Here is a 13,579-nt window from a genome sequence, read left to right on the forward strand (position 1 = left end):
TATCCCGGCAACAACTTCGACAGCCTCGTCGGCGGTTCCGGCACGGTCACTGGTGTCAACCAGTTCACCTACACCGCTGACTTCGGTCAGGGCGTGACGGCGTCGTTCTCGGCTGAAGACGTCTCCTCGTACTATCAGGCCGGCAACCTGAACATGTCCGGCGCGACTGCGGCCGGCACGCTCGGTGCTGCCTACGGCTCCAATGCCATCGGCGGCACTCGCTCACCGAACCTCGTTGGTATGGTGCGTGTCGACCAGGCCTGGGGCCTTTTCCAGGCGTCAGTGGCCGCGCATGACAACCACGTCGGTTACTACGGCGCGTCCGAGCCGACTGGCCACCCCGACGACAAGTGGGGTTGGGCGGTTCAACTCGCTCTGTCGATCAAGAACATCCCGACTGGTGCGGGTGACGTGATCAACATTTCGGGCGTCTACACGGACGGCGCAACCCGCTACAACTTCCAGAACCTCGCGGGTAGCTCCTACACGATGTGGGGCGGCTCGAACGTTGCCTATGGCAGCCTCGGCATCGCCTCGGCTCCCGACACCGTGTACGTCACGGGCAGCCAGCAGGAAACGATCAAGACCTGGGGCTTCCGCGGTGCTTACACCCATAACTGGGATCCATACTGGAACACCGCGATCTACGGTGCCTACGCTCAGGCTCAGTTCGGCAGCCTCGCCAAGACCACGCTCTGCGGCGCTGGCGGTGCTGGTGGCGGCATCATCGGTGGTGGGTTTGCCGGCGTGACCTCGTGTAACCCGGACTTCGCGATCGGACAGGTGGGTCTCATCACCCGCTGGACCCCGGTCAAGAACCTGACGTTCTCGGCTGACGTTGCCTGGACCCACCTCGACCAGAAATACGCTGGCATCGTGACCCCGGCTGCTGTCGTGGCGATCCCCGCCAAGCCGGTCGCGACCTACGAGCTCAAGGATCAGGACTCGGTCGTTCTGCTCCTCCGCGCTCAGCGCAACTGGTAAGTTCGGTCTAACGACCTGACCTCCAAAGGCCCTCGGCAGGAAACTGCCGGGGGTTCTTTCGTTAGTGCTGACTCTGGAGGCTTCAATGGCACGGGGATCGACCGACGAGCCACCAAGGCCCGCTGCGTTCGAGCGAATAAGCAGATTAGTTCGATCCTTGAGCGCGTCTCTAACGGATGTTCAGGCGGTTTGGGCGGACAAGCTGCAGGTGACGGTCCCGCAATGGAGTATTCTCGCCGTCATCTCAGATGTGGATGGCAGAGTTGGTGTGCCGGTGAAATCGATTGCAGAACTGCTCCACGTAGACTCCGCGTTCGTCACTACGCAATGCAAGATTTTGTCCGATCGAGGACTGCTGCGGAAGCGAAGCTCGATCTCTGACAGGAGGATGGTCCACCTTTCACTTACTACCAAAGCCCGAAATCAATTTGAGCAGCTTGTCGAGACAAGGAAGGTTGTGGATGCCTCACTCAAAGACGCCTTCGGCGAACTCGGCACATCACGGACCATCGAACTATTGCAGGACCTCGAAAACTGCCTTCTGCGCTGCCGTTTGAAGTTGCGGCTTAACGAGTAGAGGAAACGCGTGAAGCAATTGAAAGCTGCGAGTGGGATGTCATTGATTTATGCTGATGTGCTCGCGCCAATTGGGGCCACGTGGTCGGGAGCGGTAACTGCTGGCTTAATCGGCCTTGCGAGCACCTATGCAAAACGGAATCGCTGGATTTCCTTATCTACGTTGTCCATAATCAAACTGGACGTATAGTTTCTTTACAGACCAGCTCTGGAGAACCTCGACGTGCCATCGGCTCCGCTCATCACCTACATCCGCGTGTCCACCTCTGCTCAAGGTCGCTCAGGCCTGGGCATCGAAGCCTAGCGGCAGACCCTGGCTCACTTCGCGTCCTCCGAGGAATACGAAATGGCCCGCGAGTTCGTTGAGGTTGAGACGGGCAAGGGCGCCGACGCGCTCGACCGCAGGCCGCAGCTCAAGGCCGCCTTGGCCGCAGCGCGGAAGCTCAGGTGTCACGTAGCCGTGATGTACACTTCATCTGCGGGCTAATGGGCCCACAAGGTCGCTTTCATGGTCGCTGAGCTTGAGCCCGACGTTGAGCCGTTCGTCCTGCACCTGTTCGCCGCCCTGGCCGAGAAGGAGCGTGCGCTGATCTCCACCCGCACCCGGCAAGCCCTATCCGCTGCGAACGCCCGCGGGGTTACACTGGGCAACCCTAAGCTCCGCGTGGCCCGCAAGGGAGCTGTGGAAGTCGTAAAGGCCGAGGCCGACCGCTACGCTGCGAATGTGCTCCCCATCATCCGCGAGGCACAGAAGGCGGGTGCGAGCACGCTCAGGCAGCTAAGCTCGCCGGCATGCGTGAGTCCGCCTCGACGATTGCGGAAGGTGGGCCGATCAGAACGAAATAAGGCCTTCAGTTCGAGCCATAGTCTTTCGCATCGTCGGTCGCTTCTGACCTCATCAAACCGATAGAAACCGTCTTGCAGACACAAGCCTCAACTCAGGTAGTTGAGATGCCCTTGTAGATGTCACCGCCCCACAAACGCAGCTCGAAGAATCGTCCTTTGACGTCGCGTCGAACAGCTGCATCCGCCAGACGATTCCCCGGGGCAGACCCGCTGCTTGAAAGCGCCAGCTGCGTCACGATCTTTCTGAGACTTAAGGCAATGGAGTAACGAGCGACGTAGAGGTCGCCAGCGTCGCCCAAACGGACGATGTCTTCAACGAGATTTCGAAGCTCGTCCTGCCGCGAAAGCTCCGCTGCGTCCAGGAGCGCAGGGTGGGCCAAAAACTGTAGAACGTTTGCTTCGAAATCCTGGTAGGACCATGCCGTCCGCGTGCACCCGTTTTCGTCAAGCACCTTCGCACAGACCAGGCTCTTATAAGGGTGACTACTAAGAAACCGGACTTCGCTCCCGCAGTAAGCGCATGTGGTAAGTCCATCGAACAGGTTTGCTAGATCATTTCCCTTTCGCCCGCGGCTGGTCATCAAATTTTGCTGCCGGGCGGCCTGAGCTTTTTGGAAGGTATCTTCGTCTATCACGGCCGGATAGTAGTCCGGCACGGGCGGACCATTCGGAATTCCCTTGCTTCGGCCGCCGGCATAACTCTTCGGCTGATACTCTCCTAAGACGGCGCGGTTGCGGAGCATGCTATCGATCGTGGTGTGGTCCCATTTGGGCGATGATCCGAACGGGGGAATGCCCTGTTTCTCCAGAAAGTTCGCTATTGCGTAGCTGCCCAACCCGCCAATCGAAAGTTCAAAGATCTTTCGAATTATCTCGGCTCGATCCTCGAGATAGACGAAGCTTCTGCGGTCCTCGCTCAGTTCGAGCCAGCTCGGACACGCGGAAATTTTCTTGCTCTGTGTGATCGTCATAGGAGTGAAGCCATTTTCCATCATCAGTTTATCTCGAGAGCAGAAAGTCGGGCGAAATGTGGCCGGCCGCAAGGCTTATCGAGCGGGTTCCGATCGCTGGTGCAACATGTGGCGTCTGGACGAGCCGAGCGCGCATTGGGAGCACTAGCACGAGTATGACGCGATCGGACGTCTCAGCCGAAACTGCATAGTGGGTCGTGGAAGAATCAATCACGATCCAGTAAAGCCCAAGGGCGCGGCGGAGAACCGGATGGGTGTTAGCTGCCAAAGCCAGAGCAACCACCAGCAGATGCCTTGCTCAACCCACATGCCGATGTTGCTTTCTGATGCGGGCCGAGCGTCATGACCGTAGCAGCTACGCCGCGGTGGAGTTGGGCTTGGCCCGTGATGGCGTGGCTGCTGTTCCTGATGATCCCCATCATCGGTACCGGGGTCATCGTCGGTGGACTCGCCGGACCCGTGTTGCTGTGCACCGTTTTTGCAGCCGTTTACCACGCCGAGGTGGTTGCCCACCGTGTTGGTGAGCCGTATGGAACACTTGTTCTTGCCTTGGCTGTAACAGTGATTGAAACGGCCCTGATCGTTTCGGTTATGGTCGGAGCGCCGGCCGAAAAAGCGGCGTTAGCTCGTGACACGGTCTTCGCTGCCGTCATGATCGTGTGCAATGGCATCGTAGGCGCGTGTCTATTGTGGGGCGGCATTCGTCACCATGAGCAGGGATTCCAGGCTCAGGGTGCCAGTGCCGCCATGGCGGTTCTCGTCGCGCTCACCGGCCTGACGATGATTCTTCCGAATCTCGCGGCGCAGGAACTCGGCCCCCTGTACAACACGCCGCAACTCATCTTCGCAGGACTTGTATCGCTGGTGCTTTACTTCGCTTTCGTCTTCATCCAGACGGTACGCCACCGTCATTATTTTCTGCCAGTCAAGCCACCGAGCAACGAGGACCATGTAGCGCTGCCCGACAATAGAACGACCGCGCTGAGCGCAGGGCTTCTACTGGTTTCGCTTACCGCTGTGGTCGCTCTCGGCAAGATTCTGACGCCCCCGATCGAGCGGGGAATAAGTTATCTCCAGGTGCCGGAATCCGTCGTCGGCATCGTCATCGCTCTGCTGGTTCTGCTGCCGGAAGCGGGAGCAGCAATCAAGGCGGCGCGAAACGACAGATTGCAGACCAGCCTGAACTTGGCGCTCGGCTCGGCGCTCGCCACCATCGGTCTCACGATTCCCGCGGTAGCGGCAGTTTCAATTGTGCTCGGATACCGTCTGGAGCTTGGACTGGAAGCCAAGGAGCAGGGGCTTCTCGCCCTGACCTTGCTTCTCGGCGTCATCACCTTAAGCACGGGTCGAACAACGGTGCTTCAGGGAGTCGTGCATCTCGTCATGTTTGCCGCGTATATATTTTTCGCCGTGGTGCCATGATGAAACGCAGTCCTTCCGATCCCTCCTCCATTCGATCAATGCAGAGCGACGCCTTTTCGTGGCCGCTATCGCCTGGCAAGGTGAACAATCGTTAGGACCTTGGATGTTGGCTGACACTCATTCGCCTGTCCTTCTGGTTCTGGTCATGGCGGTCGCCGGACCGCTGCTTGCTGAGCTTCCGATCGGATTTCGCATTCCAGCGGTAGTGCTGGAAGTCGTGTTAGGCGTCATCATTGGCCCGCAAGTTCTTGGCTGGGTACGATTCGACGGCGTCTTGGCCTCTATGTTCGCCTTCGGCATGGCGGCGACGCTCTTCATGGCAGGCATGGAGCTTGAGTTGGAGAGAATTCGGGGCCGGCCCTTGTTGCTTGCGGTAGGCGGATGGGGAATGTCGGTATTGCTTGGGGTGTCAGCGGCAGCCGTCCTCCGTGCGAGTTCGCTCCATGATCCTATGATCGTGGCATTGGCCCTTGCCACAACCGCGCTGGGTACGCTGCTACCCATTTTGCGCGATGCCAATCAACTCGACACACCGTTCGGGCGTTTTTTCATTGCCGCAGGGACAATGGGCGAATTGGGCCCGATTGTCGCAATGTCGTTGCTGCTCAGCCAGCAGTACACGACTTTCCAGGAGTTTGGTTTCCTGGTGGCATTCCTTGTTGTCGTGGTTTTGACGGCCGCAATCAGCCTGGGACTAAGACCACCCCGCGTTGTGGCCTTCCTGGCTCGCTCGATGCATGGAAGCTCCCAGCTTCCAGTTCGTATCACCCTGCTACTGTTCGCCGCTTTCTTCGTTCTGTCGGAGCGCTTCGGGTTCGAGAGCATATTGGGAGCCTTTGCTGCGGGACTAGTCGTGGGATTGGGTACACAAGGGCCGGACGGAAAAGCACCGCGGATGAAAATTGATGCCATCTTTTTCGGCTGGTTCATTCCGTTCTTTTTCGTCGGCACGGGTATAAAATTCGATCTCGCCTCGATAACCGGTAGCCTCGTCACGATGTTGCTAGTACCGGTCGCACTCGCCCTTTTTCTGCTGGTGCGAGGTGCGCCGGTATTTCTGTATCGCAGGGATCTGAAGCCCGCAGAACGGATACCGTTTGCGCTTTATAGTTCGGTGGCCTCGCTTTCATTGGTCGTGGTCATCACGGAGATCGCCGTTCGTGCAAAAACCATGAGCCAGCAGATGGGCTCCGTGCTGGTTGGAGCTGCGGTTTTGTCGGTGTTGCTGTTCCCGACGATCGCCGGGCAGCTTCTTCATAGGCGCCCAGACGAGCCGCCCAGACGCGACTAAAGGCCTGCACCGGCGAGTTGACCAGCGACGATGTGAACCTGTCGTCATTTCGCCTGGAAGAAGCTAGTTTGTCCGATCTGGCAATTCTTAAAGCTGCTTATCCGGCAGCTTCTGGAGGTCTGAATTGTATGGACGTATCAACCCCCGACAGAGCTCGAGGCGGAAAACGATGGACTCGTCGCGACGATGACCGGCTTCTCGAGCTGGCCTCTCAGGGAACGTCATGGGGGGAACTCGCATCGACAATGCAGCGCAGCTACTCCAGCGTTCAGAGCCGACTACGCACTTTGCTCAACCAGTCTGATCGCGCCAAATGTCTACTTGTTCAATCGGAACCAAGACGTTTTCCGTTGGTCGATCTCTCCTGCGGCGCGCTTTCCCAAGCATCCCACCAAGTCTTGTCCACCTTATGGATGAATATCAAAGGGCACCACAGCATCATTAGGCGATGGGAGCCCTCACTGCTTAAACCAGAAGTGGAATGTTTTTTAGGTGCAGTGATACGGGAGGGGCTAATTTGCCTGCAACCAGACAGCCCTTCAACTTGGAGGAGATTCTCCATATCTCGAATACGCGCGAATGACGTCGGCGTAGATTCCGGCGTGGCAAGAAACCTGATAAGCGCACTTCACCATCATGGTTTCTTAGAGCTATTTGTCGGATATGTAGGTTACAGCGGGTCCTTTCAGCTGGACATCCATACTGCTCGATTCGGCCGCTCCGCCCTTCTAAGGGCAACTCGAAAGACGCTGCAAGCCTGTGCACGGCAAGGAATCAATTTGAACAATCTGCACACGCATCTCCCGACCCTTCGTTGAGGGTCGTGGTGATCGTCAATTGGCGCAAGTGACAGGCTCGCGACCATTGCATTGACGATCTTGCACAGGCTGCGTGATCGGGGAACGCCGGCGACGAAGCGCATTTCCTGGGCGTACGCAAGACGCAAACCGGACATTTCTGCCGATTACGCATAGTAAATGATGAAGCGGATCGTCAGGCTTGCCGCAAGGGGTCGTGCTCTGAGCACCGACCTCGCGCAGAAAGAGAGCAAGCATGTCCGACAAAATATCGAGTCCCGGCTTCGACCGCCGTACACTGCTTTCGGCACTAGCATTGCTCCCTACCTTATCCGGATCTCTGCTGCCCTTAGCCGCATCCGCCCAAACGCCAGCTGGGGATTTGGCATCATGGAATGATGGACCGGCAAAGCAGGCAATCCTTAGTTTCGTCCGCGACACCACTGATCGTTCCAGCGCGAAATTCGTGCCGCCCGAGGAGCGCATCGCCACCTTCGATCAAGACGGTACGTTGTGGGTGGAGCACCCAATCTATTCGCAGGTGCTGTACTGTCTCGACCGCGTGCCGGCAGTCGTGGAGAAGGACCCGAAGCTCAAGAACGTGGAGCCCTTCAAGACGGTTCTCTCCGGTAACCGCGAAGCAATCGCCAAATTGACCTTGCCTGACCTAGAGAAAATACTTGTTGCGACACTAACGGGCATGTCGGTGGAAGATTTCAACACGGAGGCAAACAAATGGATAACGACCGCCCAGGACCCCCGCTGGAAACGGCCTTACACCGATTTGATCTACCAGCCGATGCTCGAAGTCATGCAGTATATGCGGAGCAACGGTTTCAAGACCTATATCGTCACGGGTGGCGGACAGGATTTCGTGCGCGGCTACAGTCAACGTGTGTACGACATCCCCCCCGAGCAGGTCGTCGGGACGGCAGGAGGCACGAAGTTTGGTTACAACAAGGACGGCAAACCCTTCCTGACCAAAGAACCCAAGTTGCTCTTGAACAACGACAGGGCTGGCAAGCCTGAAGGTATCTACCTGATGATAGGTCGGCGGCCTCTGGCGTCGTTCGGCAATTCGGACGGGGATCGTGAAATGCTCGAATACACGGCCGCTGGTACGGGCGCTCGTCTCATGATGCTGGTTATGCACGACGATGCTAAGCGTGAGTACGCATACGGCCCCGCACAGGGGCTACCTGCTACGAAGGTTGGCAGCTTCAGTCAGGCCCTCTACGAGGAAGCGAAGAAGAACAGCTGGACGGTCATCAGCATGCAGAAAGACTGGAGGAAGATTTTCTCATTCGAATAGCCATATGAGCCCGGTATTGCCTGGTTCGAGCGCATCGGTGAAGGGGCTCGCCAAACTTTGTATCAGTCCCGCCCCAAGTGGGTCGATGAGCCCTGCCATGACGACGCGGACTGAAGGCCCTACTTTCTGGGCGGCGCGAGCCGCCGCGATGGTTCTGGCGATGATTACGCGAGGCTTGCGTTCCAAAAGCTACAATGCGAGCGCGACAAAGCGCGTGTAGTCCGCTTCGACCCAACGTACATCCAGAATGTAGTCAAGTCGCCTCCGGCTAGAGGTATGCGGTGTAGGAGCTGATCCACACGAGGATAGATGCAAGAAGTCCTATCACGCCGGCCTTTTCCGAAAACGTCGTTGCGCTGCCTGACATACCCAGCCGCAGCGACTCGCGGCTTATGTCGTCGGGTATGGATATAACGGCCGGAAATGTCGTTGCTCCACCGAGCGCATTGGTGCGAGCAAGCGTTCCTGAGACGGCAACCTGACCTTGACCTATGCCTTTAGGAATCTCGACGATCCTTGCGTGAAAAATGCGCCCCGGCAGGTTGTCCAAGACTATCTTGACCTCGGCTCCCCGCTTGACGGTGTCGAAGCCGTTTTGCGGGAAGAGACCAACCAGCGTGATTTCCTGCTCGACAATGAATGACATGGCCGAACGCGCCTGGAGCGCTCGATCACCAACAGTCAAGGTGACGACCGTGACATATCCGTCTGCCGGCGCGCGAACGGAGGTCTGCGACAATTCCCAGATCGCGTTTTCGAGCTGCGCTTCAAGTTGGGCAACTGTGGTATTGACGCCGCCAATCTCCGAGTCGAGCGCAAGTTTGGCTGATTGCTGGGCAGCTTTAGCTGCGACCAGTTGCGCCGATACGGTCTCGTACTGGACCTGTTTGTCCTGAAGTTGGAATTGTGTGTTTGCCATGTCTGCCGCCAGCGTTCCGATGTCGGCAAGACGCTTTTCGTTGTAAGCGGCCTGCGCCATCAGTCCCGCCACGTTCGCTGTGGCTTGGTCGTAATTGGATTTCAGTATCGCGGTCTGTTGCTTCGCGCCCGCGAGCGACGCCCGCAACTGCGATACCTTGTACTGGAATGGCGACGGCTCGATCAGAAAAAGAATGTCATCCTTCTTCACCGGAACGTTCGGCCGAACTGGAATCGCGATAATTTGTCCCGATACATTGGCCGTTACTTCCACCACGCGGCCGGTCACTGTCAGCTGGCCGGAAGGGGTAAGGTAGTTGAAGAGCGCCAAAAACGTTGCGACGATCAAGCCGCCAACGAGTAGTGAAATCGTGCCGCTGAACCAACCCCAGCTGACAATTTTGAACCTTGCGAACACTAACCAGAGAACCACGAAGTAGAGGCAAAGAATGATGAGCATGATAAGGAGGCCCGAGTCCGTGGAGGGGCATATCTCAGCAGACAGATTGCAGATCGTATTCTTGCGAGGTTCAACGCTCGATTTAGGGAACTAGGCAAGCTAGGGCAGCTGAGGCAAAGCGCACCCGTCGGAAGGATTACACCCTTTTCTCTGACCGACTATGCAGAATCGGCACATCACGTGGCGTGCATGTCCATCATCGGTCTCGCGGCTGGGGCCCGGGAGATCGGGCGAGCTCGGGGCTTCCGCAGCCTGCTGCTGACCCCGCTGTGGCAGGGCGAGGAGGTCATCGGCCTGATCAGCGTGACCCGCAGGGAGCCGGGCAGCTTTGCCCAGCATCAAGTCCACTTGCTGCAGACCTTCGCCGACCAAGCCGTGATCGCGATCGCGAACGTACGCCTGTTCGACCAGTTGCAGGCCAGAACCGTGGAACTGTCGCGCTCGCTCGAGGAATTGCGCGCCGCCCAGGATCGCCTCGTCGAGACCGAGAAGCTCGCTTCCCTCGGGCAGGTCACCGCCGGGATCGCGCACGAAATCAAAAACCCGCTGAACTTCGTCATCAACTTCTCCAGCCTCTCGGGAGATCTGCTGGGGGAAATGACCGATGTGCTCGCCGCGGGCGAAGTGGACCGGAAGACCAGGGACGAGCTGAGCGAGCTCGCGGAGATGCTGAAAGGGAATTTCGAGAAGATCGTGCAGCACGGCATACGCGCCGATTCGATCGTGAGAAGCATGCTGCTGCACTCGCACGAAGGCTCCGGGGAGCATCACTGCGCCGGCGTGAATGCGATCGTCGAGGAGAGCCTGAACCTCGCATATCACGGTGCCCGGGCGGAGAAGACCGGGTTCGACATCGACGTGGAGCGCCGCTTTGCACCAACCGCAGGGATGGCCGACATGTATCCGCGCGAGATCACGCGGGTGCTGCTCAACCTGATCTCCAACGGCTTCTATGCCGCGCTACGGAGAAAGTCCGAGACGGGCGACGGCTTCACCCCGGCCTTGAGCGCCGCGACGGCGGACCTCGGCGATGCGGTCGAAATCCGTATCTGCGACAACGGGGCGCGAATTCCGGACGACGTCCGGGCAAAGATGTTCGTGCCTTTCTTCACCACAAAGCCGGCGGGCGAAGGGACCGGACTGGGGCTGTCGATCAGCCACGACATCGTCGTCAAGCAGCATGGCGGCAGCATCGACGTGGAGACCGAGCTTGGGTCCTTCACGGAGTTCATCATCCGGCTGCCACGGAAGCTCGCTGCGTAGATTGGAGTGCCCCCATGAGTGCGTTCATACTGGTCGTCGACGACGAGACCGACGTCGAGACCCTGTTCCGCCAGCACTTCCGGAGAGACCTCCGGTCCGGCCGCTTCGAAATGGAGTTCGCGCAGTCTGCCTCCGAGGCGTTGGCACGCGCCGCTGAGGCCTGCGATCCCTCGCTCGTCCTCGTACTTCCCGACATCAACATGCCGGGCATGAGCGGACTGGAGATGCTTCCCGAGCTCCGGGCCCGCCGGCCGGATGTGCCCGTGATCATGATCACCGCCTACGGCGATGCCCAGACCCGGCAGAGCGCCCTGGACCGCGGAGCGGACGGGTTGCTGACCAAGCCGATCGACTTCGCCAAGCTGCGGCAAGAGATCGATAGCCGGCTCGGAGAAGCCGCCTGACGCCGCTCGTCCTCGTCGTCGATGACGCCAGACCTCGACGCACGGCTGATGACGGAGCGCACGGCCTGACCGGCCAGGCCGAGACCCGCCCAGTTCGTGAGTGTAAGCGCTGCGGCTGCGCCCGTCTGGGCTGGCCAGGATCCCCTCGGAGCCAAAATGCGATACCGGGCCGTCCCGGGCGTCGCATCCTCGCTGGTGCGCCTAAAATGAACGGCTGAGCTATGTCGGTCCGATCATCACGGCACGCCCGTTTTCGGCGGAGGTTTCCGGCTGGTCCACCTTGTTCCGTACGCTTGTGCAGAAGCCTAAGCGGCAGACCCGGGATCTTCCTTTACGCCGCGGGCGACGATCCGGAGCGCCCCGTCCGGAAGCGGCCGCTCCAGCTTAAGCGCCTCGTCGGCCGTCGCAGTCATCCAGGTCTCCACCTCGTCCGGCGCCGGGACACGTTCTCGGCCTTCAGCGAGCCGTCGGAGCCCATCTCGGCCGAGATCACAGGGCTTACCGGAATCACTCACCCATGGTGGCCGGCCACAGAATCGACCAGGCCGCCGTGTCGACCGTGATCGTCCGAGGGTGAGTGCGAATTAGTAGGTCCGTAGCGCAGTCAGCTCTCCGGCGTCCGCCCGGTTCTTCGCCGCCAGCAAGATTTCTCTCATTTTCTTGACGATAGGCGGCTCAAGCGCCTCGATTTTCGCGGCGATTTGCGGATCGAGAACCCCCTTGCGACCGTAGCGACCGCGGACATCATTGGCGTGGCCAAGGATTCGGTCGCGTGTCCGTTGCGCGATCGCTTCGTTGTCGAGCCAGTCCGCCATCAAGTGCCTGGTGCTATAAAGGGTCAGGTCTGCCCGGCTCAGCTTGAGCAGCTTCTTAACGTATTGCCAGGACTTACTGAGAGGCTGTGACCAGCGCACGTTCCCGTCTTTTCGGACATAGCCTTCCCATTCGGGAAAAAGCCGCTCTTCTTTCTTTTCAATGAGATCCTGCATGCGATCGAGCAGGCCCAGCTCAATAAGAATGGGGTGGATCGGGATTACGCGACCGGCAGCGTTGGTTTTCAGATTACGGAGATCCTTTAGAGCGACGCGCCCACTCCGCGCATCGAATGGCCTGAGGTCGAAATAATAAAACGCCCCATCTGTGCGGATATCGACGCATTTGAGCTGGCCGACCTCGCCCGGCCTCATGCCGGTCAGTATGCAGATCAGAAATCCCCAGTAGATGTGAGACTGAACAAAATAGCTACCGGTCTGCCACACGTGAAGCCGATTTTTGCAGCCAGTGAAGAGAGGCTGCTGCAAAAGTGCGAGGAGCTCCGTGTCGTCGAATGCGTCTCGCGGGAGCGGGGCGAGATTTTCGGGATCGATACATTCGAATTTGGGTCGGGGCCCGTCGTAAAGTTTCTGCTCGATGGCGAAATCGACGAACTTATAGAGGCCGCCCCAGTAGCGGCTTTGGATCGTCGTGGTGGTGACCCGCACGAGGTCTTTCCAACCCCGTGTCTCGGCATATTTGAATCGTTGGAATAGCGTTTTGGCGAACTCGCGCGGGATTTTGTCGCGGTTAGGAATGTCCGGGAGAGCTTCGTCGAGTTCCTTCCACCTCTCTTCGGTGAGCTCGCTCATGCGAGGGTCACCGAGGAAGTCGATCGCGAACTGCACGACGGCCTCCGCTTCACCGCGTCCTTTCATGGTGTGCTGACGCTTGCGCCCCGCGGGCCTCAGAAATTCTTGCAGCAGGGCGGACATGCGGTCAGGTGCTTTTGCGGTTAAGCCGTTGGACTTAACCGGCTCATCGGAATCGCCGATTTCCGCTGGGATGATGGTCGGCGCCAGCGGGGCGAGGCCGCTCGGTGCGAGCTGGGCGATGCGCCGGCCTACGGCGTCCTGGACGAGGCGATCGATCATGGCGATCGGGTCGAATGTCCCGGGCCGGTGCAGGGGCGCATTGTTCGGCACCGGCTCCCAGCCTTCCTTGAAGGCCTCTCCGGCCTCACTGCGGCCAGCCTCATAGGAGCGCCGAACCGTCAGGCGGGTGATGGTGCTCTCGGCCGTCTTGTTCTGGTCGACAAAATCGACCCACAGGCCCGGGATTTCCGGGAAACGCTTCTGGTAGGCATATCCCCGCTCTTGCGCCCGGGTAAAATACCGCCTCACCTCGTTTTCGAAGGCGCAACGTTCCGCAAGCAGCCGCTCATCGGCGGGCGAGCCGCGCCCGACATAGGCCCGTAGGCGTACGTCGAGCACGGTTGCCATAGCCTCTAGTGTCCTGAGTCACAAGTTCGCAATCATAGATTCGCAGTAGATTCGCGTCGCCGTGCCAAGGATGGAGGCTG

At 59.0% G+C, this 13,579-nt stretch carries 10 protein-coding genes and 2 pseudogenes; 7 read left to right on the forward strand and 5 right to left on the reverse strand.

All coding sequences use genetic code 11. The annotated features are described in order from the left end of the window. Positions 1-984: porin (locus tag AC0L3S_RS37810; protein WP_473284943.1), on the forward strand; the 984-nt coding region annotated here is incomplete at its 5' end. Positions 985-1,069: 85 nt separating this feature from the next. Then, positions 1,070-1,561: a MarR family winged helix-turn-helix transcriptional regulator gene (locus tag AC0L3S_RS37815; RefSeq protein ID WP_473284945.1), complete on the forward strand. Its 492-nt coding sequence runs from the start codon at positions 1,070-1,072 to the stop codon at positions 1,559-1,561. A 279-nt stretch (positions 1,562-1,840) separates the two neighbouring features. On the opposite strand, the gene AC0L3S_RS37820 is transcribed toward AC0L3S_RS37815, so the two are convergent. Then, on the reverse strand, positions 1,841-2,014 hold the full coding sequence (locus tag AC0L3S_RS37820; protein WP_473284947.1) for a hypothetical protein: 174 nt from the start codon (positions 2,012-2,014) through the stop codon (positions 1,841-1,843). Positions 2,015-2,498: 484 nt separating this feature from the next. Further along, positions 2,499-3,401 (reverse strand): recombinase family protein, encoded by a 903-nt coding sequence (locus AC0L3S_RS37825; RefSeq protein WP_473284949.1) that lies wholly within the window; start codon positions 3,399-3,401, stop codon positions 2,499-2,501. A gap of 363 nt (positions 3,402-3,764) precedes the next feature. Between AC0L3S_RS37825 and AC0L3S_RS37830 the strand changes: the two genes are divergently transcribed. The 3 genes from AC0L3S_RS37830 (at position 3,765) to AC0L3S_RS37840 (ending at position 8,199) form a co-directional block, all read left to right on the forward strand. Continuing rightward, positions 3,765-4,799 carry a calcium:cation antiporter gene (locus AC0L3S_RS37830; protein WP_473284951.1) on the forward strand — a complete coding sequence of 345 codons (1,035 nt, stop codon included), beginning with the start codon at positions 3,765-3,767 and terminating at the stop codon, positions 4,797-4,799. Between the two features lie 103 nt (positions 4,800-4,902). Further along, positions 4,903-6,090 carry a cation:proton antiporter gene (locus AC0L3S_RS37835; protein WP_473284953.1) on the forward strand — a complete coding sequence of 396 codons (1,188 nt, stop codon included), beginning with the start codon at positions 4,903-4,905 and terminating at the stop codon, positions 6,088-6,090. 1,053 nt (positions 6,091-7,143) lie between these two features. Then, positions 7,144-8,199 carry an HAD family hydrolase gene (locus AC0L3S_RS37840; protein WP_473284955.1) on the forward strand — a complete coding sequence of 352 codons (1,056 nt, stop codon included), beginning with the start codon at positions 7,144-7,146 and terminating at the stop codon, positions 8,197-8,199. Positions 8,200-8,467: 268 nt separating this feature from the next. On the opposite strand, the gene AC0L3S_RS37845 is transcribed toward AC0L3S_RS37840, so the two are convergent. Further along, a complete protein-coding gene (locus AC0L3S_RS37845; protein WP_473284957.1) occupies positions 8,468-9,577 on the reverse strand; it encodes an HlyD family secretion protein in 1,110 nt (369 codons plus the stop codon). Between the two features lie 219 nt (positions 9,578-9,796). On the opposite strand from AC0L3S_RS37845, the pseudogene AC0L3S_RS37850 reads away from it, so the two are divergent. Continuing rightward, positions 9,797-10,840, forward strand: a pseudogene (locus AC0L3S_RS37850) (sensor histidine kinase); the annotation flags it as partial. A 14-nt stretch (positions 10,841-10,854) separates the two neighbouring features. Continuing rightward, a complete protein-coding gene (locus AC0L3S_RS37855) occupies positions 10,855-11,244 on the forward strand; it encodes a response regulator (RefSeq protein ID WP_473284959.1) in 390 nt (129 codons plus the stop codon). A 305-nt stretch (positions 11,245-11,549) separates the two neighbouring features. On the opposite strand, the pseudogene AC0L3S_RS37860 reads toward AC0L3S_RS37855, so the two are convergent. Both AC0L3S_RS37860 and AC0L3S_RS37865 read right to left on the reverse strand, forming a co-directional pair. Further along, positions 11,550-11,678 (reverse strand): annotated as a pseudogene (locus tag AC0L3S_RS37860) (SOS response-associated peptidase); the annotation flags it as partial. Between the two features lie 150 nt (positions 11,679-11,828). After that, on the reverse strand, positions 11,829-13,499 hold the full coding sequence (locus AC0L3S_RS37865) for a site-specific integrase (RefSeq protein ID WP_473284961.1): 1,671 nt from the start codon (positions 13,497-13,499) through the stop codon (positions 11,829-11,831). Between the last annotated feature and the right edge of the window lie 80 nt (positions 13,500-13,579).

It is taken from the genome of Bradyrhizobium sp. Ken01 (assembly GCF_055807355.1).